The organism is uncultured Microbacterium sp. (assembly GCF_963521645.1).
Lineage (GTDB): Bacteria > Actinomycetota > Actinomycetes > Actinomycetales > Microbacteriaceae > Microbacterium.
Map to the genome: position 1 here is coordinate 20,538 of NZ_CAUQVQ010000002.1, position 25,724 is coordinate 46,261.

Here is a 25,724-nt window from a genome sequence, read left to right on the forward strand (position 1 = left end):
CGCGAGGGCGAGACACATACGGAATACGCACGTTCTCCGTCCCTGTCTCGAAAGGCTTCTCGCATGCCCTCCGTCTCCGCGCACGTCGCACTCACCCTCGCGCAGCACATCGACGCCGTCTTCGGCGTGATGGGCAACGGCAACGCCTACTTCCTCGACGCGATCGAGACGCAGACGGATGCCGTCTTCACGGCCGTCCGTCACGAGCAGGGCGCCGTGGTCGCCGCCGATGCGCACTTCCGCGCCTCGGGCCGCATCGCCGCCGGCACCTCGACCTACGGCGCCGGATTCACGAACACCCTCACGGCGCTCGCCGAGGCCGTGCAGGCGCACGTGCCGCTCGTGCTCGTGGTGGGCGACGAGCCGACGTCCGGTCCCCGCCCGTGGGACGTCGACCAGATCGCCCTCGCGTCGGCCGTCGGCGCCCGCACCTATACGGTCGGGCGCGCGGATGCCGCGGCGACCACCGTCATCGCGATCGAGCACGCCCTGACGTATCGCGTGCCGGTCGTGCTGGCGATCCCCTATGACGTGGCGTCTCTCGAGGCCGGCCCCGTGCCCGAAGCGCCGTCCCCGCGCATTCCGGCGCCGCTCGCTCCTCGGGGCGAGTTCGCCGAGGGCACGCTCGACGAGATCGCCGCCGCGCTCCGATCCGCGTCGCGGCCGTTCCTCCTCGCGGGCCGTGGCGCCTGGCTGGCCGACGCCGGAGCGGCGCTCGGCGAGCTGGCCGCGCTGACCGGCGCACTCACCGCGTCGTCGGCTCTCGGTCGTGGGGTGTTTCCCGAGACGCGGTACGACCTCGGCGTGACGGGCGGTTTCGGGGCAGACGGTGCGATGGAGCTGATCCGTTCGGCCGATGTCGCGGTCGTGTTCGGCGCCTCGCTCAACCAGTTCACGATGCGGTTCGGAGAGCTCTTCGCGCCGGGCACACGTGTGTTCCAGATCGACATCGCTCCCGCGGCCACGCACCCCCATGTGGGCGGCTTCGTGCGTGCCGACGCGCGGGTCGCGGCGGAGGCGCTGGTCGCCCGGGTCGGCTCCACCGCATCTGCTCCGTGGCGGGAGAGCGTCGACATCGCCGCCGCGCGACGGTACGACGAGGGTGACGACCTCGCACCCGACGGACGCCTCGACCCCCGCTCGGCGGCGCGCCGCATCGCCGAGCTGCTGCCCCGCGACCGGGTCGTGGTCTCCGACGGCGGGCACTTCATCGGCTGGGCGAACATGTACTGGCCGGTCGAGGCACCTGATCGCATGATGATGGTCGGCACCGCGTTCCAGTCGATCGGACAGGGGTGGCCGAGTGTGGTCGGAGCGGCCCTCGCGCGCCGCGAGTCCACGGTCGTGCTGACCTCGGGCGACGGCGGCGGGCTCATGGCCATCGCCGACCTCGAGTCTGCAGTCCGGGCTGCCGCAGGACGCGGCATCGCGGTGATCTGGAACGACGCCGCGTACGGCGCCGAGGTGAACCTCTACGGGCTCAAGGGACTCGCCGAGGGACCTATGCTCATCCCCGAGGTGGACTTCGCGGCTTTCGGCGCGGCTGTCGGCGCTGAGGGGGTCGTCGTGCGCACCCTCGCGGATCTCGAGCGCCTGCGCTCGTGGAGCGAGGAGGATGCCGCGTCGCGACGGTTCCTGCTGCTCGACCTCCGGATCTCGGGAGATGTGATCGCGCCGTATCAGCAGGAGATCATCCGCGTGAACTCCTGACGGTCCGGCTCGCCCGCGCGGATCGCTAGGCTCCTCGACATGACCGACTCCCTCGACGTGCTTCGCTACAGCGCCTTCGCCGCCACACCGGAGGGTGGGAACCCGGCGGGCGTCGTTCTCGATGCGCTGGACCTCATGGATGCCGAGATGCAGCGCATCGCCGCCGAGGTGGGCTATTCCGAGACCGCGTTCCTCGTCGGGCGCACCGATGACGACGGCGACGTGCGGTACCGTGCCCGCTACTGGTCGCCCGCGGCCGAGGTGCCCTTCTGCGGTCACGCCACTGTCGCTGCCGCGGTCGCTCTCGCGGAGCGCGACGGTCCGGGCGATGTCGTGTTCGACACACGCGCGGGTGAAGTAACGCTGCGGTCGACGAGCGACGCCGGGGGTGCGGTGACGGTGTCTTTCACCAGTGTCGAGCCGGCCATGCGCGAGCTCGATCCGGCGATTCTGGACCGGTTGCTCGGCCTCCTGGGTGTGACGCGAGCCGATCTGGATCCGAGGTTCCCCGCGAAGGAGGCCTTCGCCGGGAACTGGCACCCGGTCGTCGTCATCGCCGACCGCGAGCTGTTCGATCAGTTCCGCTTCTCCCCCATCGAGGTGGCCGCGCTCATGCGCGAGCAGGGGTGGCTCGGCACCGTCACCGTGCTGCACGCTCCGGCGGACATCGATCTGGACGCACGGAACCTCTTCCCCGTCGGACGCATCACGGAGGACCCGGCGACGGGATCGGCCGCCGCCTCTGTCGGCGCGTATCTCCGCGACCTCGACCACCCCGAGACGACTGTCCGCATCCACCAGGGCGCGCACGTCCGACGCCCGAGCATCCTCACCGTGACCATCCCCCCGACCGGAGGCATCGAGGTCTCCGGCGGGGCGACCCGCATCGCCTGACCCCGCCACGCGGGCGCCCGCGAGGGGCGGCGCGCGCTCAGCTCTGGGCGCTGTAGTCCGGCAGTTCCTGGAGAGTCCAGGTGTTGCCGTCGGGGTCGTCGAACGAGACGAAGCGTCCCCAGCCCTGCTCATCGACGCCCTTCGCATCGACTCCCACGCCGCGCAGCATCGCGAGTGCCTCGTCAGCGTCGGGTACGACCACCTGGATGGTGTTCTGCTGCCCCGGTTCGAGGTCGATGCCGAGCCCGGAGCCGAACGCGATCGAACACGCCGAGCCGGGCGGGGTCATCTGCACGAAGCGCAGTCCTTCGTACGGCACCTGATCATGATCGGGGTTGAAGCCGATCTTCGTATAGAACTCCTTCGAGCGGTCGACATCGGTCACCGGCACGAAGATGAGCTCGATCTTCCACGTCATGGCACACACCCTTCCGGCAGGCGCCGTCGCCTGTCCGGATCCCAAGGTACGCGCGGCCACCGACATCCCGCCAGGGCGGTGGCCGCGCCCGGACCGCTCATCGATGACGGATACTGGTCCGGTGACGCGACGCCGAGCAAGTGAGGGGATGCAGCTCATCATCGAGGCACTCTCCGCACCGCAGGGCGACATCGTCGTCCACGATCTGATCACTGCGTTCGGCGTCGAACCGGCAGAGACCGCTGCGTACGTCATCGGCGAGCCGGCCGTGCTCTCGCGACACCTGCGATTCGGATCCGGCGGTGAGATCGTGCTTCACGACGACGTCGTCGTGGCCGTGATCCTGCACCTCACCCCCACACCGTTCGCCCCGTGGGCTCTCGACCTGGCCGAGTGGATCCCCGGGATCGACAACCGTGCGACCTTCGCCGATTTCAGAACGCTCTTCGACGTCCCCTGGAGGTTCGCGGAGGGCGACCGCTACTTCGTGCTCGATGCCGCGTATCTGCGCCCGGAGTTCGTGAGGTACGGCGGCCGCAGAGCCGGCGACCTGCAGCGGGTGGCGTTCACGGTCGACGACCCGAAGGACACGTGTGATCCGGCGCACGACGGCTGCCCTACGTGCCTCGAACTGGTCGTCCGCACCGAGCACGGCTCCTTCGATGTGGACGGTACGATCCGACGTCTCATCGACGGACTCGAGGCAGGAACGCTCGCCAGCAGGGGCGAACCGGTGCCACTGTCAGACCTTCGGCTGCTGCACGCCTCCGCCCTGTTGGAGCGAGTGGAGAGCCAGGTCTCCTGTCGCGCGTGCGGTCGAGTCGCTTGTCTCACCCTGTACCGCGACTCCCCTCCGACAATGGGTCATCACCCTCTGGATGCCGCGATGCGACGACCCCACGAAGCGATCCCGCCTGTCACGGAATGGGGAGACATCGCTCGCATCGCTGCCGCACAGGGGGCGATGCGCTACCTCGACCACGAACCCGGCTCGTGGTTCCTGGTCGAACAACACGGCGACCTGTACCTCGACTCGCGGTACACCGTCAGCTCGATGATCGACGATTCGTGTCTGATCCGCCTGAACGACACCGAGCGCCTCGCCTACGACGAAGCGGGCCGGGACAGCCTCACCGATCTTGCCCGGCGTATCGACAGCAGCAGCCCCCACCGCGAAGAATCACCCTTCCATCTCCGAGACCTCCGCCGATATCCCGACGACGGAAGGGACTACTCCGCCGAGCTCCGGGCCGCGATCGCCAATCACACCTGGCTCTCTCGTCAGAAGCAGGCTGCGGCCGAGCGGGCGCGGCACGCGTCCGCTTCGGGGGGATGAGCGTTCTCGTCACAGGTCGACGACCGTGTCGTTCCCGCCCCGAGCATCCTGGAGTGAGAGATCAGGATGCCGAGACCAGTGCCCCGTCGAAGAAGGCGTCGAGCTCGTCCACGGCGCCGAGAGGCAGGACCGCGGCGACGTACTGATCGGGGCGGACCACCACGACGACGCCGTCGCGCGACAGCTCTCGGGCCTCGAAGATGTCGGTCTGCGTCCACTTCGACGGCCCCGCCGCGTAGACCTTCTCCCAGTCGGTGAGTCCGAGCGGCCCGGTCTTCGGCTGGAACAGAGCCGGAGCCGTCGTCACCTCGATCTCCTCGTAGGGCTGCTGATAGATCGCCTTGACGTCGAACACGGCGTCGCTGTCGGCATCCGAGGGTGTGAACCGCTCGAAGACGGGCGCGGCCGCGGCGGCCCACACGTCGAGCGTCGCCGCGTCGCGACCCGCGAAGGCGTACACGCGCCACCGTCCGTCGGCCTTGGCGTGGTGACCCAGATGGATCGCATTGCCGTCGCCCACCCGCACGACCTCGGCCGACTTGAAGCGCTTGCCCACCGGGAAGCCGCCCGCCAGCGCCTGGTGCGCGTCGGAGCCGGTGATCATCGACGACGTGTACTGCGTCATGAACCCGGAGGGGAACTCGGCCGTCGCGAGATAGTAGGTCGCGAGATCTGTGGGGTCGGTGATCTCCGAGGGCTTGCGGGCCATGAGCGTCGACCACTCGCGATCGAAGTCGATGAGCTGCTGGGCCACGGGCCGACGCTCGGCGCCGTAGGTCGCCAGCAGCGCCTCGGGCGCGCGTCCGGTCAGCACCGACCCGAGCTTCCATCCGAGGTTGAAGCCGTCCTGCATCGACACGTTCATGCCCTGACCCGCCTTGGCGCTGTGCGTATGGCACGCGTCGCCGGTCAGGAACACCCGCGGCGTGCGCCCCGAGCCGTCGATCACGTCGTCGAAACCGTCTGTGACTCGGTGCCCGACCTCGTACACGCTGTGCCAGGCGACCTCCTTGACGTCGAGCGTGTAGGGGCTGAGGATCGCATTCGCCTTGGCGATGATGTCCGCGATCGGCGTCTGGCGCACCCGGTGGTCGTCGTCCTCCGCGACCTCGCCGAGGTCGATGTACATCCGGCTGAGGTAGCCGCCCTCGCGAGGGATGTGCAGGATGTTCCCCGCCTCCGAGTTGATCGCGCATTTGGTGCGCCAATCGGGGAAGTCGGTGTTGACCAGCACGTCCATGACGCCCCAGGCGTGGGCGGCGCTGCCGCCGACGTGCGTGCGCCCGATGGCCTGGCGCACCCCGCTGCGTGCGCCGTCGCAGCCGACGACGTACTGGGCGCGGACCGTGCGCTCCTCGCCCGACCGCTCCCCCGCGACGTATCGAAGCGAGACCTCGACCGGGTACTCGCCTTCCTCGTGAACCGTGAGTCCCAGGAACTCGATGCCGTAGTCGGGCGCGATGCGCCCGGGACCGTTCTCCGCGGCCTCGGCGAAGTAGTCGAGCACGCGCGCCTGGTTCACGATCAGGTGCGGAAACTCGCAGATGTCGTACGCGTAGTCGGCGGTCCGCGAGGTGCGGACGATCTCGTTCGGCCGCTCGGGGTTCGGCCCCCAGAAGTTCATCCAGCCGATGTTGTAGGCCTCGGCGATGATGCGCTCAGCGAACCCGAATGCCTGGAAGGTCTCGACGCTGCGCGGCTGGATTCCGTCGGCCTGACCGAGCACCAGACGACCCTCGCGCTTCTCGATGATGCGCGTGGAGACATCGGGGTACTGCGACATCTGGGCGGCGAGCAGCATGCCGGCCGGGCCCGAGCCGACGATCAGCACATCGATCTCATCGGGGAGGTCTGCGGGCCGCGCGGCGCCGATGCCCTCGGCAACCTTCACGCGCGGGTCTCCTGAGACATAGCCGTGGTGGTGGAACTGCATCGTCGTCGATTCCTTCCGGACTTCTCTGTCAGGTGTTGCCTTCGAACTGTTCGTGTTCTATATTCGAACACGACGTTCTACTATTGAACACAGCTTAGGGACGCCCGTCCCCGGACGCAAGGGAGCGCGCGCATGCCCGAAGGCACTCCGGCCTCGCAGACTCTCAGCCGTGGCATCCGCATCCTCGAGGTGCTCGCAGACGCACGCGCCCCTCTCACGATCGACGAGATCGCGGCACGACTGGAGGTGCATCGCTCGGTCGCCTACCGCCTGCTGCGCACGCTGGAGGATCACCGTCTGATCGGCAGGGACGCTTCGGGCGCCGTGACGCTGGGCCCGCGCATGGCCGCGCTGGCGGCCGGCGTCGCCCATGACCTCCAGGCCGAGACCATCCCTGAGCTGACCGCGATCGCGAACGAACTCGGCATGACGTGCTTCCTCGGCGTGCTCGACGGAGACGACTGCATCACGCTCGCGAGCATCGAGCCTCGTCATGCGATCGCGAGCGTCGCGCAGCGACCGGGCGCCCGGCACCCGGTCACGGTCGGGGCCCCGGGCAAGGCGATCCTCACGCAGCTCCCGCTCGCCCAGTGGCCGGACGCCCCACGAGCGCAGCTGCAGGCCGAGGTCGATGAGGCGCGCGCTCGCGGATACGCCACGAGCCACGACGAGGTCATCCCCACCGTGCAGTCGGTCGCGGTGCCGCTGGCCCTGCGAGGCCAGCGCCCCGCGGCGATCGCGGTCGTGCATGTGGCCACCGACCTCGACGAAGCCGAGATCGCAGCCCGCCTGCGGCGCTCCGCGGCGGCGCTCCGAGAAGCCCTCGACGGCTGAACCGCAGACAAGCGGAACGCACGCCCGCACAGCGGACGTGCGTTCTGCGTGCGGGAGTGGGTCAGGCCCTGGCGAGCCCGCGGATCGGGCTCACGGACTGCTCGTCCTCGTGGTCCGGACCCAGGGGGATCCCGGAACGGTCGCGCAGCAGCAGGGTGGCGACGAGACCGAGCAGCGTCATGCCGGCGAGGTACCAGGTGACCGCCTGCGTCGAGCCCGTGGCCTGCACGATCGCGGTCGCGATGGTCGGAGCGAAGGCGCCGCCGGCGATCGCACCGATCGCGTACGAGATCGAGACGCCCGAGAAACGGATGCTCGCGGGGAAGAGCTCTGCGTACAGTGCGGCCTGTGGCCCGTAGGTGAAGCCGAGACCGATCGTGAGGATCGCGAGACCCGCGAACAGCAGGCCCACATCGCCGGTGTTGACGAGCGGGAACAGCGTGAACACGCCGACGAGCTGCAGCACCCAGCCGATGATGTACGTGGTGCGTCGACCGATGCGGTCCGACAGCCATCCGGCGATGAGCGTCGTGATGAGCCACGTGACGGCAGAGCCGGCGACCGCCCACAGCACGGGTCCGCGCTCGAGGCCGATGGGCCCCTCGGGGTTGGTGGCGTACCCCTGGATGTATCCGCCGGTCGTCATGTATCCGACCGCGTTGTTGCCGGCGAAGACGAAGGCGGCGACGATCACGAGCAGCAGGTGCTTGCGGAACAGCTGCACGATCGGCATGTTCGCCTTCTCCTTGCGCTCGGCGAGCTCGACGAAGACCGGACTCTCCTCGACCTTCCGGCGCACGTAGTAGCCGACGAGGATCAGCACGACGCTGAGCAGGAACGGGATCCGCCAGCCCCACTGGAGGAACTGGTCGCCCGGGGCGATCGCGGTCATCAGCGCCATCACGCCCGACGCGAGCAGCAGACCGAGCGGCACCCCGATCTGCGGCGATGCGCCGAAGATGCCGCGACGCTTCTTGGGCGCGTGCTCGACGGCCATCAGAACCGCGCCGCCCCACTCACCGCCTGCCGAGACGCCCTGCAGGATGCGCAGCAGCACCAGCATGATCGGCGCGGCGACTCCGATCGCCTCATAGGTCGGCAGCACACCGATGAGCGCGGTCGCCGCACCCATGAGGATCAGCGTCCACATGAGCACCGCCTTGCGCCCGAGCTTGTCGCCGTAGTGGCCGGCCAGGAACGCCCCGAGCGGACGGAAGAGGAAGCTGACGCCGACGGTGGCGAACGCGACGATGGCACTGTTCGCTCCGAGCGGCTCGAAGAACAGCTGCCCGAACACCAGGCCGACGGCCGTGGCGTAGATGAAGAAGTCGTACCACTCCACCGTGGTGCCGACCACGGTGGCGAACACGACCCGGCGCCTATCGGCCGGTGTCGCGATTGTTCCGGTGGGTGTGAACCCTGCCTGTGACTGCCCGCTCATGGGGTGTCTCCTTTTGTTTGTGACCGCATTGTCACGGCTCGCGCACGAGGTGATTCGAGTTGCTTGCCGGGGGTGGACACGATGATATATGATTTCGAATACGACGCACAAGCGTCGACGACAGCGCGAGGAGGCGCCCCGTGACGGCATCCATGACCCGCCCCGGCAAGATCATCGCGATCCATCTGAGCTATGCCTCCCGCGCCGATCAGCGCGGCCGCAGGCCCGCAGCTCCCTCGTACTTCTTCAAGCCGGCCAGTTCGGTCGGCGTCTCCGGCGGCACGGTCGAGCGCCCCGCCGGCACCGAGTTGCTGGCCTTCGAGGGCGAGATCGCCCTCGTGATCGGCACCACCGCGCGTCGCGTCTCGCTCGACGACGCCTGGAGCCATGTCGGCTGGGTCACCGCCTCGAACGATCTCGGCCTGTACGACCTGCGCGCCAACGACAAGGGGTCCAACGTCCGCTCCAAGGGCGGCGACGGCTATACGCCGCTGGGTCCCGAGCTGATCGACGCCCGCTCCGTCGATCCCGCCGCCCTCCGCGTGCGAGCCTGGGTCAACGGCGAACTGCGCCAGGACGACACGACCGCCGGGCTCATCTTCCCGCTCGCACAGCTCGTCGCCGACCTCTCCCAGCACTTCACGCTCGAACCCGGCGACGTCATCCTCACCGGCACGCCCGCGGGCTCGTCGGTGATCGTGCCGGGCGACGTGGTCGAGGTCGAAGTCGATGCACCGGATGCCCCGGGCGCGCCGTCCTCCGGTCGGCTCATCACCACCGTCACGCAGGGCGATGTGCCCTTCGACGAGGAGATCGGCTCGCTGCCCGCCCTCGACGATCTGCAGCGGACCGAGGCCTGGGGTTCGCGCGAAGCCGCGGGACTTCCCTCCGAGGAGGCGGCGCCCGCCCTCTCCCCTGAGCTCCGCGCCAAGCTGATGGAGGCTCCGACCGCGGGCCTCTCATCGCAGCTGCGCAAGCGCGGACACCACTCGTGCTTCATCGACGGCGTCTCTGCGAACATCCCCGGCAGCAAGATCGTCGGCACGGCGAAGACCCTCCGGTTCGTGCCCTTCCGCGAAGATCTCTTCGCGGCCCACGGCGGCGGCTACAACGCCCAGAAGCGCGCGTTCGATGCGGTCGACGAGGGCGAGATCATCGTGATCGAGGCCCGGGGCGACGCGACGACCGGCACGCTCGGCGACATCCTCGCGCTGCGAGCCCGAGCGCGTGGTGCGGTCGGTGTCGTGACCGACGGCGGCGTGCGCGACTTCGACGCTGTCGCCGAGATCGGCCTGCCGGTGTTCTCGCAGGGCGCGCATCCCTCGGTGCTCGGCCGCAGACACGTGCCGTGGGAGGTCGATGTGACCGTGTCGTGCGGCGGTGCCACCGTGCAGCCGGGAGACATCATCGTGGGAGACGGCGACGGCGTCATCGTGATCCCGCCGTCGCTCGCCGAGCAGGTCGCCGACGACGCGATCGCCCAGGAGGCGGAAGACACGTGGATCGCAGAGCAGGTCGCGGCGGGCCATCCCGTCGACGGCCTGTTCCCGCTGAACGCCGAATGGCGCGCGAAGTACGAGGCGGCGACGGGCTCCGGAGCGGGCTCATGACGACCGCGGGAAACTCCAGCAAGTCGGAGCGCGCCTACGCGTGGATCCGCTCGCGCATCTCCGGACACACGTTCGGCCCCGGGTACCGACTCGTGCTCGGATCGCTCGCCGAGGAGCTCGACATGAGCGTGGTGCCGGTGCGCGAGGCCATCCGCAGGCTCGAGGCCGAGGGACTGGTGACGTTCGAGCGCAACGTGGGCGCGCGCGTGACCCTCGTCGACGAGAGCGAGTATGCGCACACCATGGAGACGCTGGGTCTCGTCGAGGGCGCGGCGACCGCGCTCTCAGCACCTCTGCTCGACGAGCGGATGCTCGACGCCGCCGAGGCCGTCAACGAGCGGATGATCCGGATGCTCGACCACCTCGACGCGCACGCGTTCACCGAGCTGAACCGACAGTTCCACTCCCTGCTCTTCGAACCGTGTCCGAACCCGCACCTGCTCGATCTCGTGCACCGCGGCTGGGCGCGGCTCTCCGGCATCCGGGACTCCACCTTCGCCTACGTGCCGGGCCGCGCTCGGCATTCGGTCGAGGAGCACACGCAGATCCTGGCACTCATCCGCGCGGGCGCCGATCCGCTCGAGATCGAGCTCGCCGCCCGCAACCATCGCCTGCGCACGAGAGACGCCTTCCTCGATGCCCTCCACACCCGTTCCCAGACCGCGTCAGGAGACCAGTCATGACCGATTCCCGCATCCCCGCCGACCTTCCGGACCACATCCAGCACTACATCGACGGCGAGTTCGTCGACTCGGTCGACGGCGACACGTTCGACGTGCTCGACCCGGTGACCAACAAGACGTACACCAGCGCGGCCGCCGGCAAGAAGGCCGACATCGAGCTCGCGGTGGCCGCGGCGAAGCGCGCGTTCGACGAGGGTCCGTGGCCGAGGATGCTCCCCCGCGAGCGCTCGCGCGTGCTGCACAGGATCGCCGACATCGTCGAGTCGCGCGACGCCCGCCTCGCCGAGCTCGAGTCGTACGACTCCGGCCTGCCGATCACGCAGGCTCTCGGCCAGGCTCGCCGTGCCGCCGAGAACTTCCGCTTCTTCGCCGACCTGATCGTCGCGCAGTCCGACGACGCGTTCAAGGTTCCCGGCAAGCAGATGAACTACGTCAACCGCAAGCCGATCGGCGTCGCAGGCCTGATCACCCCGTGGAACACGCCGTTCATGCTCGAGTCGTGGAAGCTCGGCCCCGCACTCGCGACCGGCAACACCGTGGTGCTGAAGCCCGCCGAGTTCACGCCGCTGTCGGCATCGCTGTGGGCGGGCATCTTCGAAGAGGCGGGGCTCCCGCGCGGTGTCTTCAACCTCGTCAACGGCCTGGGCGAGGATGCCGGAGACGCACTCGTGAAGCACCCCGATGTGCCGCTCATCTCGTTCACGGGCGAGAGCTCGACCGGACAGCTGATCTTCGCCAACGCCGCGCCCTTCCTCAAGGGCCTGTCGATGGAGCTGGGCGGCAAGTCGCCCGCCGTCGTGTTCGCCGATGCCGACCTCGACGCAGCGGTCGACGCCACGATCTTCGGCGTCTTCTCCCTCAACGGCGAGCGTTGCACCGCCGGCTCCCGCATCCTCGTCGAGCGCTCGATCTACGAGGAGTTCGTCGAGCGCTATGCCGCGCAGGCGAAGCGCGTCACGGTGGGGTACCCGCACGACCCGGCCACAGAGGTCGGCGCGCTCGTGCACCCCGAGCACTACGACAAGGTGATGAGCTACGTCGAGATCGGCAAGACCGAGGGTCGCCTCGTCGCCGGCGGCGGGCGCGCCGAGGGCTTCGACGAGGGCAACTTCGTAGCTCCCACGGTGTTCGCCGACGTCTCCCCCGAGGCCCGCATCTTCCAGGAGGAGATCTTCGGCCCGGTCGTCGCGATCACGCCGTTCGACTCCGACGACGAGGCGCTGTCTCTCGCGAACAACACGAAATACGGCCTCGCCGCCTACATCTGGACCAACGACCTGAAGCGCGCGCACAATTTCGCGCAGTCCGTCGAGGCGGGCATGGTGTGGCTGAACAGCAACAACGTTCGCGACCTCCGCACCCCGTTCGGCGGCGTGAAGGCCTCGGGCCTCGGCCATGAGGGCGGCTACCGGTCGATCGACTTCTACACCGACCAGCAGAGCGTGCACATCACGCTCGGCGGTGCCCACAACCCGACCTTCGGCAAGAACTGACATCCGCGCTTCGGTCGTTGAGCGAGCGAAGCGAGACGAAACGCACACAGAGCAAGGACGCTGACATGACCGACCGTCAAGAGATGACGTTGACCTCCTCGGGCTTCTACGTGAGCCAGGAGGCTCCGATCAAGACCGACAATCCCATCGCGACTCCCCGGAGCACTCCTCCCGACGTGCTGCGCTGCGCCTATATGGAGCTCGTCGTCACCGATCTCGCCGCCTCTCGCGTGTTCTATGTCGACGTTCTGGGGCTGTATGTGACAGAAGAGGACGACGAGGCGATCTACCTCCGCTCGACCGAGGAGTTCATCCATCACAACCTCGTGCTGCGCAAGGGACCGATCGCCGCTGTGGCCGCGTTCTCGTACCGCGTCCGCACCCCGGAGGACCTCGACCTCGCGGTGGACTTCTACACCGAGCTCGGATGCGACGTGCGCCGCGACCCCGAGGGCTTCGTGAAGGGTGTCGGCGACTCCGTGCGCGTCGTCGACCCGCTCGGGTTCCCGATCGAGTTCTTCCACCAGTCCGACCACGTCGAGCGGATGTCGTGGCGCTACGAACTGCACATCCCCGGAGAGCTCGTGCGTCTCGACCACTTCAACCAGGTCACCCCCGATGTGCCCCGCGCGGTCAAGTTCATGCAGGATCTCGGGTTCCGCGTGACGGAGGACATCCAAGACGACGAGGGCACCGTGTACGCCGCGTGGATGCGCCGCAAGCCCACCGTGCACGACACCGCGATGACCGGCGGCGACGGGCCGCGCATGCACCACGTGTGCTTCGCGACGCACGAGAAGCACAACATCCTGGCGATCTGCGACAAGCTCGGCGCCCTCCGCCGCTCCGACGCCATCGAGCGCGGCCCCGGCCGCCACGGCGTGAGCAACGCGTTCTACCTGTACCTGCGCGACCCCGACGGACACCGCGTCGAGGTCTACACGCAGGACTACTACACCGGCGATCCCGACAACCCCGTCATCACGTGGGATGTGCACGACAACCAGCGTCGCGACTGGTGGGGCAACCCGGTCGTGCCCTCGTGGTACACCGAGGCCTCGCTGGTCCTCGATCTCGACGGCACCCCGCAGCCGGTCGTCGCCCGCACCGACAGCTCCGAGATGGCGGTCACGATCGGCGCCGACGGCTTCTCGTACACGCGCCCGGACGACTCCGAGGCGATGCCCGAGTACAAGCAGGGCGAGTACAAGCTCGGCCACCAGCTCTAGGGAGGATCGGATGCTGTCAGCAGACACGATCGCGCGGATCGCCGCCGAGCTCGCCGAGGCCGACCGCACGCACTCGGTCATCCCGCGCATCACCGCGCGCCACCCCGAGGCGACCGTGGAGGACTCGTACGCGATCCAGGGCGTCTGGCGCGACTCGCAGATCGCCGCGGGACGCCGTCTCGTCGGCCGCAAGATCGGGCTGACGTCCAAGGCGATGCAGCAGGCGACCGGCATCACGGAGCCCGACTACGGCGTCATGTTCGACGACACCGTGTACGAATCGGGGGCAGAGATCCCGGTCGATCACTTCTCGAACGTCCGCATCGAGGTCGAGCTCGCGTTCGTGCTGAAGCATCCGCTCGAGGGCCCCGACTGCACGCTCGACGACGCTCTCGCGGCGATCGACTACGCCGTTCCGGCGCTCGAGGTGCTGAACTCCCACATCGAACTCGAGGGTCGCACGATCGTCGACACGATCAGCGACAACGCCGCCTACGGCGCGATGGTGCTGGGCACCGTGCACAAGCGCCCCGACGAGATCGACCTGCGCTGGGTGCCCGGCGTGCTGTCGCGCAACGGCGAGATCGAGGAGACAGGCGTCGCGGCCGGCGTGCTCGGCCACCCCGCCACAGGCGTCGCGTGGCTCGCGAACAAGTTCCACCAGCACGGCGCGCGTCTCGAGGCCGGGGAGATCATCCTGGCAGGATCGTTCACACGCCCGATGTGGGTGTCGCGGGGCGACCGGGTGCTGTGCGACTACGGACCGATGGGAACGATCGAATGCCGCTTCATCTGAACCCCCGACCGTCCTTCCGCGATCGGCTCGCCGCCTCGGAACGACCCCTGGTCGGCGCGTGGATCTGCTCGGGAAGCCCGATCGCCGCCGAGATCGTCGCGGGGTCCGGTCTCGACTGGACCCTGATCGACGGCGAGCACAGCCCGATCTCCCTGGAGTCGATCCTCTCGCTGCTGCAGGCCGTCGCCCCCTACCCGGTCACGCCGGTGGTACGGGTGCCCGCGAACGATCCGGTGGTCATCAAGCAGGTGCTCGATCTGGGAGCGCAGAATCTGCTGGTGCCGATGGTGAACACCGCGGACGAGGCATCCCGGGCGGTGGCCGCCACGCGCTACCCGCCGCTCGGCATCCGAGGAGTGGGCAGCGCCCTGGCGCGCGCCGCGCAGTTCAATCGGATCGAGGACTACCTGCAGCGCGCACACGAGATCACGTCCCTGACGGTGCAGATCGAGACCGACGTCGCGGTGCGCAACGCCCGCGCGATCGCCTCAGTCCACGGCGTCGACGGCGTGTTCGTCGGTCCGAGCGATCTGGCCGCCTCGATGGGGCTCCTCGGTCAGCAGGAGCATCCCGACGTCGTCGCCGCCGTCGAACGGACGATCTCCGAGGTGCGCGACGCCGGCAAGCCGGTCGGCGTCAACGCGTTCTCGCCCGCGACGGCTCGCCGCTACCTCGACGCCGGCGCGTCGTTCGTCCTCGTCGCCGCCGACGTGTCGATCCTGGCGCGTGCGACGGAGAAGCTCGCGGCGGAGTGGATCCCCGAACAGGAGACCACCCCGCGCGCGAGCTATTGACCCCGCCGCCGGCGCGTCCGTCGTCGTGCGCCGCGCGTCACCGGCGCCGATCGACGCTCACGCCGTGACCGACTCGGCGGCCGTCGCCACGCGACGCCGGTTGCGCATGTGCTGCACGACCGAGATCCCGGCGATCGCCGCGAGGATCACGTACAGGGTGATCGTGAACGGGCTGGAGACGAGCACCATCGGGTCGCCGGACGAGACGGCCAGGGCTCGCCGCAGCTCGGTCTCCGCCAACGGTCCGAGCACGACGGCGATCATCACCGGCGCGAGCGGGATGCGGAAGCGACGCATGAGCACGCCGATCAGGCCGATCGCGATGAGCGCCCAGACGTCGACGACGGAGGAGCCCATCGCGTAGACGCCCAGCACCGCGAGAACCGTGATGGTGGCGTACAGGTAGTGCTTCGGGATCAGCAGCAGTTTGGCCCACAGCGACGCGAACCCCATGTTGAGGATCAGGAGGGCGACCAACCCGATGAACAGCGAGGCGATCAGCGTCCACACGAGCTCCGGGGTGCGGGTGAACAGCAGCGGCCCCGGCTGCAGCCCGTACTGCTGGAACGCTGCGAGCATGATCGCGGCGGTCGCCGAGGTCGGCAGACCCAGTGCGAGCAGAGCACCCATCGCGGTGCCGGCCGTCGCGTTGGCGGCCGCCTCGGGGGCGGCGACGCCGCGGATGCTCCCCACCGTGCCGAAATCGGTGTCGTTGCCCGCACTCGCCAGCCCTGCGCATCGGCGCGGCCCGCGGGGGCGACTGGTCGACATGCCACTCGGTGCAGTGGGACGCGTTCACCGAGCACAACGAGTCGAATCGTGAACTCACCAACCGTCTCACCCGGCAGTCCTACCCCCTGGGGATCATCGTCAATCGCGACGGCGCGCGCTTCCTCGATGAGGGAGCGGACTTCCGCAACTACACCTACGCCAAGTACGGGCGCGAGATCCTCGCGCAACCCGGATCCGTCGCCTGGCAGCTGTTCGATCAGACCCTGCGCCCGATGCTGCGGACCGAGGAGTACGAGATGCCGGGCATCTCGGTGGAGACCGCCGACACGATCGGCGAACTGGCGGAACGGATCGGCGTGCCGGCCGAGGCTCTGGAGCGGACCGTGTCCGAGTTCAACGAATCGATCGACCGGTCGATCGCGTTCGACCCCACCGTGAAGGACGGCCGCCGCGCCGACGTCACGCCACCCAAGAGCAACTGGGCATCGCCGCTCGAGACCGGTCCGTTCTACGCCTACGGCGTCACCTGCGGCATCACCTTCACGTTCGGAGGGCTCAAGACCGACACGCACGGTCGCGTCGAACGTGAGGACGGCACGGTCATCGACGGCCTGTTCGCCTGCGGCGAGGCTCTGGGGGGTCTTTTCTCGAAGAACTACCCCGGCGGCTCCGGCCTGACCGCCGGAATGGTGTTCGGGCGGCGTGCAGGCCTCCTGGCATGATCGCTCGGGCGCGGCGCCGAGTCGGTGACAGGCATCGCGGCTCTGGCGAATTCATAGCCGCCCGGGTGAGACTGTCGTCATGACCTTCGCCGCGCTCCAGCCGCTCGCAGACCGTGCTGCACTGTTCTCCGCCCTCCGTCAGGATTCCCTCGCCACCGCTCTCGAGGACCTCGGCGACCACCGCTGGGACGTCGACATGGCAGCGGGAACCCTCACGTTCACCTCGCACGCCGACCCGGCCCGTCAGCTCGTCTCCCGCGCCCACCTCGTCGCGACGATCGCCCCGGGACCGCGCTCGCTGCTGTGGGCGTGGGCGCACCCGCAGGGAGACCCGGAGGGCATCGCCGCACAGCTTCGCGACTACGGCGTCCAGCACGGCATCCCCGAGCTGAGCGAACCGGAGCTCCCGTTCCCCCAGGATGCCGAGGGCGACCCCGAGTGGATCCCCCGGGCCGCACACACCGTGGGCGGAGCGGCCGTCGAGCTGACCGGTCGCGCGCCCCACTACGTCGCACCCGTGGGTGGGGGCACCTACGCGGTGTTCCTGCTCGACGCCCCTCTTCCCCCGCTCACCGTCGCGTCCGCTGCGATCGTCCTCCCCCGCATCCTCTCCGCTCTGGTCCTGCCCGACGCCCGCACCGCCGTGTGGGATGCCGCGCGTCTCGCCGGGTGGACCCTCACGTGGGTCGACGAGTCCTTCTCGGGAGCCACGATCGCCGATGCGACAGGCACCGCCGCGTTCCGGTTCGACGAGCAGGCGCGCATCACGAACATCGAGAGCAGCCTGCACCCGCAGGGCTGACCGCGGACAGGCCCGCTGATGCCCCGGCATCGAGAATGTGGGAGCCTGGACGCATGAAGAACGGAATCGTCCGGTTCGCGGCGCTCTACGTGTTCAACGTCGCGGTACTGCTGCTGATCGGGCTGCTGTCCGCGGGTGTCTCCGTCGGGGTCAACGCCCTCTGGGCCGCGGTCGTGCTCACCCTCGCGGCCCTCTTCGTCAAGCCGCTGCTCACGCGCGCCTTCCGCGCAGCCGCCGCGAAGTCGGCATCCGATCGCACGAGGGTCGGCGAGAAGGTCGTGCAGTACGTTCTCGTCTACCTCGTGGAACTCATCATCTGGGTCGCCGTCGTGTGGCTGAGCGGCGTCCGCGCCTCGGGGTTCTGGAGCTACGCTCTTCCGCCGCTCTTCCTGCTCGTCGGCTGGATGATCTACGACCAGGTCGACGATCGGCTGAGAGCGAAGGCCGGCCAGCTGTACGACGTCGTGCAGGGGAAGATGACGGGTTCGCGGAAGGACTCCGCACCCGCCTCAGCGGCTTCCTCCTCCTCGTCTTCCGCCACCCACGAAGCGCGCGAGGAGCTCCGCGACGGGCTGACTCCCGAACAGCGCCGGATGCTGGACGATCTGGGCTGACCGACGGCGATCAGACGAGTCGCTCGGCGGCCTCGACGACGTTGGTCATCAGCAGCGCCACCGTCATCGGCCCCACACCACCGGGATTCGGCGAGACCCAGCCCGCGACCTCGGCGACATCCGGGTGCACGTCCCCGAAGACCAGGTTCTTGCCCGTCTCGGGGTCGGTCTCGCGGGTCACTCCCACGTCGAGCACGGCGGCTCCCGGCTTGACGTCCTCGGCGCGGATCAGGTGCTTCACACCGGCGGCCGCGACGATCACATCCGCCTCGCGGAGGTACCTCGCCATGTCGACCGTGCCGGTGTGCGTGAGGGTGACCGTCGCGTTGAGGTCGCGCCTGGTCAGCAGCAGGCCGATCGAGCGACCGATGGTCACCCCGCGTCCGACGACCACGACATGCGTGCCGGCGAAGTCGTAGCCGTTGCGCAGCAGCAGCTCGATGACACCGCGCGGCGTGCACGGCAGCGGCGTGTGGATCGGACTGTTGACGTTGAGCACGAGGCGGCCGAGGTTCGTCGGGTGCAGCCCGTCGGCGTCCTTCGCCGGGTCGATCCGCTCGAGGATCGCATCCGTGTCGATGTGCTTCGGCAGCGGCAGCTGCACGATGTACCCGTGGCACTGCGGGTCGGCGTTGAGTTCGTCGATCAGTGCCTCGACATCGGCCTGCGTGGCATCAGCGGGGAGTTCGCGCTGGATCGAGTTCATCCCGATCGCCTCGGACTGACGGTGCTTCATCCCGACGTACAGCTGGGACGCCGGATCGGCACCGACGAGCACGGTCGCGATGCCCGGCACGATTCCCTTCGCCTTCAGAGCGGCGACGCGCTCGGTCAGCTCGGCCTTGATCGCGGCCGATGCCGCCTTGCCGTCGAGGATCCGCGCGGTCACTGCTGCAGGTCCGGGTAGAGCGGGAAGCGTGCGGCGAGCGCGTCGACACGCGCACGGAGCGCCTCGACATCGGCGCCCGGCAGCAGCGCGAGAGCGATCACGTCGGCGACCTCGGTGAACTCGGCGTCGCCGAAACCGCGCGTCGCGAGCGCGGGGGTGCCGATGCGCAGCCCCGAGGTGACCATGGGCGGACGAGGGTCGTTCGGCACGGCGTTGCGGTTGACGGTGATGTGGATGTCGTGCAGCAGATCCTCGGCCTGCTTGCCGTCCACGGCAGCGTCTCGCAGATCGACGAGCACGAGGTGCACGTCGGTGCCGCCCGAGCGGACTCCGATGCCGGCGTCCTTCACGTCCTGCTGGGAGAGACGCTCGGCGAGGATCGCCGCGCCGCGCACCGTGCGCTCCTGGCGCTCCTTGAACTCAGGGGTGCCGGCGAGCTTGAACGCGGTCGCCTTGGCGGCGATCACGTGCATGAGCGGTCCACCCTGCTGTCCCGGGAAGACCGCCGTGTTGATCTTCTTGGCGATGTCGGCGTCGTTCGTCAGGATGAAACCTGAGCGGGGGCCGCCGATGGTCTTGTGCACGGTCGACGAGACGACGTGGGCGTGCGGCACCGGGTTCGGGTGCAGCCCTGCGGCGACGAGGCCGGCGAAGTGCGCCATGTCGACCCAGAGCAGGGCGCCGACCTCGTCGGCGATCGCCCGGAAGGCCGCGAAGTCGAGCGTGCGCGGGTAGGCCGACCAGCCGGCGATGATGACCTTCGGCTTGTGCTCGATCGCGAGGCGGCGCACCTCGTCCATGTCGATCACGGAGGTCTCGGGGTTCACCCCGTAGGCGACGATGTCGTAGAGACGGCCCGAGAAGTTGATCTTCATGCCGTGTGTCAGGTGGCCGCCCTGGTCGAGCGCGAGACCGAGCAGCGTGTCGCCGGGACGGGCGATCGCGTGCAGCACGGCGGCGTTGGCCGATGCTCCCGAATGCGGCTGGACGTTGGCGAACTCCGAGCCGAACAGGTCCTTGGCGCGCTGGATGGCGAGCTCCTCGGCCACGTCGACCTCTTCGCAGCCGCCGTAGTAGCGACGGCCGGGGTAGCCCTCGGCGTACTTGTTCGTGAGCACCGAACCCTGAGCCTGCAGCACCGAGACGGGCACGAAGTTCTCGGACGCGATCATCTCGAGGAAGGTCTGCTGGCGGGCGAGTTCGCGGTCGAGGACCTGAGCGATCTCGGGGTCTACCTCTGCGAGCGGGGCGTTGAAGTAACGGTCGGTCATGACATGCTCCTCTGACGACGGATTCGAACGGGTATACCAATCGGCCCAGGCGCGCGGTCGAATTCCGTGGTCAGTCGCTCCCCGGTGGTAGTCCACCCAGACGCCAGTCGCGACGCTTGCAAGCATAGCGGATCTCCCCCTGTGCACCCCCTTCCCGGCAGGGTAGGTTTTGTTCATGGTCCTTCCCCATTCCATGCCCCTCGTCCCCCTCCCCCACTCCGCCACTGTCGGCGACGACCGAACCCCCCTCGCCCGGATCGTCGGAGTCATCGGAGACTCGCCGGCCGTCGAACAGCTCATCGACGGGATCTCGAAGCGCACCGGCGTCCGACTCGCCCGCTCCACCGAGTCGGACGGCCCCGCCGACAGCACGATCTCGCTCCGGATCGACCCGGATGCCGCCGCGGCCGAGGGGTACACGCTCACCGTCGGCTCGTCGACCGAGATCGTCGGCGCAGACGAGGCGGGGCTCTACTACGGCGTCCAGACCCTGCTCCAGTTGCTGCGCGAAGGGGACGACGGGTGGGGTCTGACGCACGCGTCGATCTCCGATGCCCCTCGCTTCCCCCGTCGCGGCGTCATGCTCGACGTCACGCGCCACTTCTTCAGCGTCGCCGAGGTCGAGAAGTTCATCGACGCGACCAGCGCCCTCAAGTTCAACCATCTGCACCTGCACCTCACCGACGATCAGGGATGGCGCATCCAGATCGACTCCTGGCCGAAGCTCACCGAACGGGCATCGCTCACGGCGGCAGGCGGCGATCCGGGAGGGTTCTACTCGAAAGACGACTATCGCGCGATCGTGTCGTACGCGGCAGCCCGCCACATGGTCGTGATCCCCGAGATCGACCTGCCTGGTCACACCCATGCGATCGGCGTCGCGTACCCGGAGCTCGTCGAGGCGCCTGTGCTCAACGACGGCCTGGTCGCCGAATCGGCTCGGCTGGGCCAGCCGCTGCCGGTCAAGGGCGAACCGTACGTCGGATGGGGCGTCGGGCACTCGAGCGTCCGGATCCACGAGGAGCGCACCTACGACTTCGTGCGCGATGTGGTGCGGGAACTCGCCGAGCTGACCCCCGGGCCCTACATCCACATCGGGGGCGACGAGTCCCTCGGCACTCCGCAGGCGGACTTCGACGTCTTCGTCGAGCGCGCGACCGAGATCGTCGTCGAGGCGGGGAAGATCCCCGTCGCCTGGCACGAGGTCGGCGCGGCAGCGGGGATCGCCGAGGGCACGATCGGTCAGTACTGGGGCAAGACCACGCCCGAGGGGACCCATGCCGAGGAGGCCGCGCACTTCGTGGAACGCGGCGGTGCGCTGATCATGTCCGCGGCCGATGTCGCCTATCTCGACATGAAGTACTCGAGCGACTTCCCGCTCGGACTCACCTGGGCCGGTGTCGTCGACGTCCGGAAGGCCTACGAGTGGGAGCCGACGGAGGTGCTCGACCTGCCCGATTCGGCGATCCTCGGCGTCGAGGCCCCTCTGTGGAGCGAGACCGCTCGCACGATCCGCGACGTCGAACAGCTGGTCTTCCCGCGGGCGGCCGCCCAGGCGGAGATCGCCTGGTCACCGCGGTCCGCGCCGGAACGCACATGGGAGTCGTTCCGCTCACGACTCGCGACGCTCGCTCCGCTCTGGGAGACTGCCGACATCGACTTCCACCGCTCCGAGGAGATCCCATGGACCGACCGATGAGCGCCTCTTCGGCCACGCCCTCGTCGATCGTCGTGCACTCGGCGACGATCGTCGACGGCGGCGAGATCGAGAACGACGCGTGGATCCGTGTAGAGAACGGCCTGGTCGTCGCCCGGGGCACCGGAGACACCTGGTCCGCGGCCGATGAGGTCGTCGACGCCGTGCTCGCCGCGGGAATCGGCGCCGTGCTGTCCCCCGGTCTCATCGACATCCACGGCCATGGCGGGGCGGGGGCGTCTTTCGACGACGGCCCCGAGTCGATCCGCACGGCCAGAGCGCTGCACCGCGCGCACGGGACCACGCGCGCGGTCGTCTCTCTCGTGACGGCGACGCTCGACGAGCTCGAACAGCGCGTCGCGCAGATCGCCGACCTCATGACGACCGACGCCGACATCCTCGGCTCGCATCTCGAAGGGCCCTTCCTCGATCCGGGGCATCACGGAGCACACGCGCCTCACCTGCTGCGACACCCGGTCGCCGCCGACGTCTCGCGACTGCTCGAGGCGGGCCGTGGCACGATCCGCCAGGTGACGATAGCCCCGGAGCTGCCCGGCGGGATCGACGCCGTCCGGCTGATCGTCGACTCCGGAGCAGCCGCCGCCGTGGGTCACACCGATGCGGACGCCTCGATGGCGGTGGCGGCCTTCGAGGCAGGGGCCTCGATCCTCACGCACGCGTTCAACGCGATGCCGGGAATCCATCACCGCGCTCCCGGGCCGGTGCTGGCCGCCGCGGCGGACCATCGGGTCGTCCTCGAGGCCATCGCCGACGACGTGCACCTCGACCCGCATGTCGTCAGACTGCTCTTCGATGCGGCACCCGGACGCGTCGCCCTGATCACAGACGCGATGGCTGCTGCCGGAAGCGCCGACGGCGACTACGACCTCGGTGCGGTGCGGGTGACGGTGCGCGACGGCGTGGCGCGCACGAACGACACGGGCTCGATCGCCGGCTCGACCCTCACCCAGGATGAGGCCGTCAGGCGAACGGTGGCGGCCGGCGTGCCCCTCGCGGATGCACTCCGCGCGGCGACCGAGACACCGGCGCACGCCATCGGGGTCGGCGGGCGACTGGGCCGCCTCGCCGTCGGTCACCTCGGCGATGCCGTGCTGTGGGATGCAGAGTTGCGCGTCGTGCGCACATGGGTGGACGGTCGGGCCTAGCCCCACGCTGCGCGCATCGACGCGCAACACTGCGCTCTCCGGTGTCCTTCTTCGTGGGTGAGGGGCCGCCGTTCCCCAGATCGGCGGCCCCGTCACGAATCCCCCCCCACTCAGAGCGGTGAGCCGAGAACTCCTCCCCCGAGGCTCTCGACTCACCCTGCCTGCGCTCATGCCCCCTGCACGAGCACCTGAGCTCCGCCCCCCGGTGGAGCTCGTCGGCTGTCTCTATGTGATGAGACGACGGAGTATCCGATTCATTACGCGATTTCCCAGAAAATCTTCGAAGATCTCTAGCTGCTGCACTTTTCTTTACTCTGATCTGGGATTCCCCGGAAGCACCCGAATCCAGGGCGACGCCCTCTCGGGGTAGCGTGCCCAGAAGATCAGAGGGAGAATGGTGAAGGCGCGTGATGAAACTGCGAATCACGCGTCTCTTACTGTGGAGGCACTTCCGCCCCACGACCGACGGATGACTGTGGATCACGACAACACCTCTCACGAAGACACCACCGCTGACGCCGAACTGGTGCTGCGCACCCGCTCAGGCGATGCAGCGGCCTTCGGCGAGCTGTGGCGTCGCCACTACCCTTCCGGGATGTCGGTCGCGCGATCGATCACCTCGTCGATCGATCCGGACGATCTCGTCCAGGAGTCCTACACGCGCATCTATCAGGCGATCATCAAGGGCGGCGGGCCCAACGGCTCCTTCCGCGCATATCTCTTCACGAGCATCCGCAACACCGCCGCCGCGTGGGGGAGGTCGCGTCGCGAATCGGCGATCGACGAGCTGGACAGCGTCGTCGACCCCGACAGCACCGAGCAGGCCGCGAACGAGGCGCTCGACCGCAGTCTGACCGCTCAGGCATTCCGCAGCCTGCCCTCACGCTGGCAGGAGGTGCTCTGGTACACCGAGATCGAGCAGATGAAGCCGCACGAGGCGGCACCGTTGCTCGGGATGAAGCCCGGCGCGGTCTCTCAGCTCGCCTTCCGCGCCCGCGAAGGACTCCGCGAGGCCTGGATCCAGGCCCACCTGCGCAGCGCCGCACCGGGCTCGGACTGCCAATGGACCATCGAGCACCTCGGCGCCTATTCGCGCGGGAACCTCGGAACCCGCGACCACAAGCGCCTCGAACAGCACCTCGAGGTGTGCGCGCGCTGCATGATCGTCGCCGCCGAGGCGAAGGACATCTCGAAGCGACTCGCCCTCGTGCTGCTCCCCCTCGTTCTCGGTGTGACCGGAGCCGCGGGCTACCTCGCCACGCTGCAGGGCGGCGGCACCCCCATCGTCGCACTCGCCGCGATGCCGTCGGGCATCACCGAAGGGGCCGTCGCTGTGGGCGGCTCCGCGAGCGGCGGCATCGCAGGCGGCGGATCGACGGGATCCGGTGGCGGAGGCTCGGCAGGCACCGGCGGAGCCGGCGCCGGTGCAGGGGGATCCAGCGGCGCGACGGGCGGCATCTTCAGCGGAGTCGGCGCCCTCGTCGGAGCCGGATCGGCAGCACTCGTCGTGGCGGGAGTCGTCGCAGCGGCGACCATCCTTCCGGGACTCGCGGGCGCATCGCCCGCTGCCTCGCTGCCGAGCGCAGGCGACAGCGATTCTTCCTCGATCAGTGCGAACGTCGGTCCTGACGAGGCTCTGAAGGCCGACGAGAAGAAGCCCGATCTCATCGACGACCAGGACGAATCGGACCCCGCGCCCGAGCAGCCCGTCGTGCCCCCCGCCGACGAACCGCTGATCAGCGACCCCGCCGAGGACACAGCTCCCGCGACCACACCTCCACCGGTTCCCGCCGCTCCTGCGGCGCCCGTCCCGCCCGCCGAGCCGGCACCTGAGGTGGAGCCGCCGGTCGAGCCGACGCCGCCCACGGAGCCGGAACAGCCCACGGAGCCGGAGCAGCCCACCGAACCCGAACAGCCGACCGAGCCCGAGCAGCCCACGGACCCCGACCCGGAGCCCGAGCCCGAACCGGAGCCCGAGCAGCCGACGCTTCCGGATGGAGCGCCGGAGTTCGCGCTCTCCTCGGCCTACATCAATCTGAACACGCTGGCCACCCACTATGTGATCGCGGTCACCGGGGAGCCAGGCTCGCAGGTGGGCTCCCGCATCGGCGGCGGAACAGGGGGAACCAGCAGCGACGTCCTCGATCCGTCCGGTTTCGGCGAGATCGATCTGCGTCCGACTCTGGCCCAGCTCTGCGCAGACTCCTCCGTCGAGGTCTTCTACTCGACCGACGAGGCGACCGGACCCTCCACGACCACGACCCTGTCGGCTCTGTACGACATCAGCTCCGATCCGCTGCTCGGGAAGCTGTTCGAGGTCGCCTGCTGGTTCGCGGATCAGCCGAGCGAGGCACCGGACGCCGACCAGGGCGACTCCCCGACGCCGGCCGCCCCGGATGCGGGCACAGCCCCGGAGGGAACACCTCCCGTGTCGAACGACCCGGTCGAAGAGCCCGCTCCTCCCGCCGCAGAGCCCGCTCCTCCGGTCGAAGAAACCGCGCCTCCCACGGAAGAGCCCGCAGCTCCCTCCGAAGAGACCGCGCCTCCCACCGCAGAGCCCGCAGCTCCCACCGATGACGCGGTGCCTCCCGCCGCACACGACGCGGCCATGGTCGACGTCGCCGAGCCCGCCGACAGCTCGCGCTGACGCCCTCTGCGCGG

At 69.1% G+C, this 25,724-nt stretch carries 21 protein-coding genes, 1 pseudogene and 1 riboswitch; of the genes and pseudogenes, 16 read left to right on the forward strand and 6 right to left on the reverse strand.

Going from position 1 to position 25,724, the window contains the following annotated elements; genetic code table 11:
• Positions 1-63 precede the first annotated feature (63 nt).
• The gene (locus tag RWO82_RS01185; protein ID WP_314422271.1) at positions 64-1,710 is read left to right on the forward strand and encodes a thiamine pyrophosphate-binding protein; all 1,647 of its coding nucleotides are present in this window, start codon (positions 64-66) and stop codon (positions 1,708-1,710) included.
• Positions 1,711-1,749: 39 nt separating this feature from the next.
• On the forward strand, positions 1,750-2,604 hold the full coding sequence (locus RWO82_RS01190; RefSeq protein WP_314422272.1) for a PhzF family phenazine biosynthesis protein: 855 nt from the start codon (positions 1,750-1,752) through the stop codon (positions 2,602-2,604).
• Positions 2,605-2,641: 37 nt separating this feature from the next.
• Here the strand turns inward: RWO82_RS01190 and RWO82_RS01195 are convergent, their stop codons facing one another.
• The gene (locus RWO82_RS01195) at positions 2,642-3,022 is read right to left on the reverse strand and encodes a VOC family protein (protein ID WP_314422274.1); all 381 of its coding nucleotides are present in this window, start codon (positions 3,020-3,022) and stop codon (positions 2,642-2,644) included.
• Positions 3,023-3,143: 121 nt separating this feature from the next.
• Here RWO82_RS01195 and RWO82_RS01200 point away from each other — a divergent pair, with 121 nt between their 5' ends.
• Complete coding sequence (locus RWO82_RS01200) at positions 3,144-4,358, forward strand: hypothetical protein (protein WP_314422275.1); 1,215 nt, start codon at positions 3,144-3,146, stop codon at positions 4,356-4,358.
• Between the two features lie 61 nt (positions 4,359-4,419).
• Here RWO82_RS01200 and RWO82_RS01205 read toward each other — a convergent pair whose 3' ends face one another.
• The gene (locus RWO82_RS01205; protein WP_314422276.1) at positions 4,420-6,291 is read right to left on the reverse strand and encodes an FAD-dependent monooxygenase; all 1,872 of its coding nucleotides are present in this window, start codon (positions 6,289-6,291) and stop codon (positions 4,420-4,422) included.
• A gap of 132 nt (positions 6,292-6,423) precedes the next feature.
• Between RWO82_RS01205 and RWO82_RS01210 the strand changes: the two genes are divergently transcribed.
• On the forward strand, positions 6,424-7,125 hold the full coding sequence (locus RWO82_RS01210) for a helix-turn-helix domain-containing protein (protein WP_314422277.1): 702 nt from the start codon (positions 6,424-6,426) through the stop codon (positions 7,123-7,125).
• Positions 7,126-7,186: 61 nt separating this feature from the next.
• Here RWO82_RS01210 and RWO82_RS01215 read toward each other — a convergent pair whose 3' ends face one another.
• Complete coding sequence (locus RWO82_RS01215; protein WP_314422278.1) at positions 7,187-8,566, reverse strand: MFS transporter; 1,380 nt, start codon at positions 8,564-8,566, stop codon at positions 7,187-7,189.
• 152 nt (positions 8,567-8,718) lie between these two features.
• Between RWO82_RS01215 and RWO82_RS01220 the strand changes: the two genes are divergently transcribed.
• From RWO82_RS01220 to RWO82_RS01245, 6 genes are all read left to right on the forward strand, one after another.
• Positions 8,719-10,176, forward strand: a complete 1,458-nt coding sequence (locus RWO82_RS01220) for a fumarylacetoacetate hydrolase family protein (RefSeq protein WP_399540694.1) — start codon at positions 8,719-8,721, stop codon at positions 10,174-10,176.
• The gene (locus RWO82_RS01225) at positions 10,173-10,859 is read left to right on the forward strand and encodes a GntR family transcriptional regulator (RefSeq protein ID WP_314422281.1); all 687 of its coding nucleotides are present in this window, start codon (positions 10,173-10,175) and stop codon (positions 10,857-10,859) included. The genes RWO82_RS01220 and RWO82_RS01225 overlap by 4 nt, the downstream gene beginning before the upstream one ends.
• Positions 10,856-12,352: a 5-carboxymethyl-2-hydroxymuconate semialdehyde dehydrogenase gene (gene hpaE / locus RWO82_RS01230; protein ID WP_314422282.1), complete on the forward strand. Its 1,497-nt coding sequence runs from the start codon at positions 10,856-10,858 to the stop codon at positions 12,350-12,352. Before RWO82_RS01225 ends, hpaE begins: the two co-directional genes overlap by 4 nt.
• Positions 12,353-12,417: 65 nt before the next feature.
• Positions 12,418-13,581, forward strand: a complete 1,164-nt coding sequence (gene hpaD / locus RWO82_RS01235) for a 3,4-dihydroxyphenylacetate 2,3-dioxygenase (RefSeq protein WP_314422283.1) — start codon at positions 12,418-12,420, stop codon at positions 13,579-13,581.
• Positions 13,582-13,591: 10 nt separating this feature from the next.
• The gene (locus RWO82_RS01240) at positions 13,592-14,377 is read left to right on the forward strand and encodes a fumarylacetoacetate hydrolase family protein (protein WP_314422284.1); all 786 of its coding nucleotides are present in this window, start codon (positions 13,592-13,594) and stop codon (positions 14,375-14,377) included.
• Positions 14,362-15,171, forward strand: coding sequence for an HpcH/HpaI aldolase/citrate lyase family protein (locus tag RWO82_RS01245; RefSeq protein WP_314422286.1), 810 nt, complete (start codon positions 14,362-14,364; stop codon positions 15,169-15,171). Before RWO82_RS01240 ends, RWO82_RS01245 begins: the two co-directional genes overlap by 16 nt.
• A gap of 57 nt (positions 15,172-15,228) precedes the next feature.
• Here RWO82_RS01245 and RWO82_RS01250 read toward each other — a convergent pair.
• Positions 15,229-15,882: pseudogene (locus tag RWO82_RS01250) on the reverse strand (tripartite tricarboxylate transporter permease); the annotation flags it as partial.
• A gap of 68 nt (positions 15,883-15,950) precedes the next feature.
• Between RWO82_RS01250 and RWO82_RS01255 the strand changes: the two are divergent.
• The 3 genes from RWO82_RS01255 (at position 15,951) to RWO82_RS01265 (ending at position 18,041) form a co-directional block, all read left to right on the forward strand.
• Positions 15,951-16,625, forward strand: a complete 675-nt coding sequence (locus RWO82_RS01255) for an FAD-binding protein (RefSeq protein WP_314422287.1) — start codon at positions 15,951-15,953, stop codon at positions 16,623-16,625.
• Between the two features lie 79 nt (positions 16,626-16,704).
• Entirely contained in the window at positions 16,705-17,427 is a 723-nt protein-coding gene (locus tag RWO82_RS01260) for a DUF6882 domain-containing protein (protein WP_314422288.1), read from the forward strand.
• A 53-nt stretch (positions 17,428-17,480) separates the two neighbouring features.
• Complete coding sequence (locus RWO82_RS01265) at positions 17,481-18,041, forward strand: hypothetical protein (RefSeq protein ID WP_314422289.1); 561 nt, start codon at positions 17,481-17,483, stop codon at positions 18,039-18,041.
• Positions 18,042-18,051: 10 nt separating this feature from the next.
• Here RWO82_RS01265 and RWO82_RS01270 read toward each other — a convergent pair whose 3' ends face one another.
• Positions 18,052-18,930: a bifunctional methylenetetrahydrofolate dehydrogenase/methenyltetrahydrofolate cyclohydrolase gene (locus RWO82_RS01270; protein WP_314422291.1), complete on the reverse strand. Its 879-nt coding sequence runs from the start codon at positions 18,928-18,930 to the stop codon at positions 18,052-18,054.
• Positions 18,927-20,201, reverse strand: a complete 1,275-nt coding sequence (gene glyA / locus RWO82_RS01275) for a serine hydroxymethyltransferase (protein ID WP_314422293.1) — start codon at positions 20,199-20,201, stop codon at positions 18,927-18,929. The genes RWO82_RS01270 and glyA overlap by 4 nt, the downstream gene beginning before the upstream one ends.
• A 36-nt stretch (positions 20,202-20,237) precedes the next feature.
• Positions 20,238-20,322: riboswitch (ZMP/ZTP riboswitch) on the reverse strand.
• 54 nt (positions 20,323-20,376) lie between these two features.
• Here glyA and RWO82_RS01280 point away from each other — a divergent pair.
• The 3 genes from RWO82_RS01280 to RWO82_RS01290 all read left to right on the forward strand — a co-directional run bounded on the left by RWO82_RS01280 (position 20,377) and on the right by RWO82_RS01290 (position 25,710).
• Positions 20,377-21,900: a family 20 glycosylhydrolase gene (locus RWO82_RS01280; protein WP_314422294.1), complete on the forward strand. Its 1,524-nt coding sequence runs from the start codon at positions 20,377-20,379 to the stop codon at positions 21,898-21,900.
• Positions 21,885-23,063 (forward strand): N-acetylglucosamine-6-phosphate deacetylase, encoded by a 1,179-nt coding sequence (nagA, locus tag RWO82_RS01285; protein WP_314422295.1) that lies wholly within the window; start codon positions 21,885-21,887, stop codon positions 23,061-23,063. The genes RWO82_RS01280 and nagA overlap by 16 nt, the downstream gene beginning before the upstream one ends.
• A 469-nt stretch (positions 23,064-23,532) precedes the next feature.
• The gene (locus RWO82_RS01290; protein ID WP_314422296.1) at positions 23,533-25,710 is read left to right on the forward strand and encodes a sigma-70 family RNA polymerase sigma factor; all 2,178 of its coding nucleotides are present in this window, start codon (positions 23,533-23,535) and stop codon (positions 25,708-25,710) included.
• Positions 25,711-25,724 lie beyond the last annotated feature (14 nt).

Excerpts from the sequence above, each read along its gene's own strand:
- RWO82_RS01240 (WP_314422284.1), top strand. The coding sequence starts at position 13,592 with ATGCTGTCAGCAGACACGATCGCGCGGATCGCCGCCGAGCTCGCCGAG.
- hpaD (WP_314422283.1), top strand. The coding sequence starts at position 12,418 with ATGACCGACCGTCAAGAGATGACGTTGACCTCCTCGGGCTTCTACGTG.
- RWO82_RS01185 (WP_314422271.1), top strand. The coding sequence starts at position 64 with ATGCCCTCCGTCTCCGCGCACGTCGCACTCACCCTCGCGCAGCACATC.
- RWO82_RS01280 (WP_314422294.1), top strand. The coding sequence starts at position 20,377 with ATGGTCCTTCCCCATTCCATGCCCCTCGTCCCCCTCCCCCACTCCGCC.
- RWO82_RS01245 (WP_314422286.1), top strand. The coding sequence starts at position 14,362 with ATGCCGCTTCATCTGAACCCCCGACCGTCCTTCCGCGATCGGCTCGCC.
- RWO82_RS01265 (WP_314422289.1), top strand. The coding sequence starts at position 17,481 with ATGAAGAACGGAATCGTCCGGTTCGCGGCGCTCTACGTGTTCAACGTC.
- RWO82_RS01290 (WP_314422296.1), top strand. The coding sequence starts at position 23,533 with ATGACTGTGGATCACGACAACACCTCTCACGAAGACACCACCGCTGAC.
- RWO82_RS01190 (WP_314422272.1), top strand. The coding sequence starts at position 1,750 with ATGACCGACTCCCTCGACGTGCTTCGCTACAGCGCCTTCGCCGCCACA.
- RWO82_RS01225 (WP_314422281.1), top strand. The coding sequence starts at position 10,173 with ATGACGACCGCGGGAAACTCCAGCAAGTCGGAGCGCGCCTACGCGTGG.
- nagA (WP_314422295.1), top strand. The coding sequence starts at position 21,885 with ATGGACCGACCGATGAGCGCCTCTTCGGCCACGCCCTCGTCGATCGTC.
- RWO82_RS01210 (WP_314422277.1), top strand. The coding sequence starts at position 6,424 with ATGCCCGAAGGCACTCCGGCCTCGCAGACTCTCAGCCGTGGCATCCGC.
- glyA (WP_314422293.1), bottom strand. The coding sequence starts at position 20,201 with ATGACCGACCGTTACTTCAACGCCCCGCTCGCAGAGGTAGACCCCGAG.
- RWO82_RS01215 (WP_314422278.1), bottom strand. The coding sequence starts at position 8,566 with ATGAGCGGGCAGTCACAGGCAGGGTTCACACCCACCGGAACAATCGCG.
- RWO82_RS01260 (WP_314422288.1), top strand. The coding sequence starts at position 16,705 with ATGACCTTCGCCGCGCTCCAGCCGCTCGCAGACCGTGCTGCACTGTTC.
- RWO82_RS01205 (WP_314422276.1), bottom strand. The coding sequence starts at position 6,291 with ATGCAGTTCCACCACCACGGCTATGTCTCAGGAGACCCGCGCGTGAAG.
- RWO82_RS01195 (WP_314422274.1), bottom strand. The coding sequence starts at position 3,022 with ATGACGTGGAAGATCGAGCTCATCTTCGTGCCGGTGACCGATGTCGAC.
- hpaE (WP_314422282.1), top strand. The coding sequence starts at position 10,856 with ATGACCGATTCCCGCATCCCCGCCGACCTTCCGGACCACATCCAGCAC.
- RWO82_RS01220 (WP_399540694.1), top strand. The coding sequence starts at position 8,719 with ATGACCCGCCCCGGCAAGATCATCGCGATCCATCTGAGCTATGCCTCC.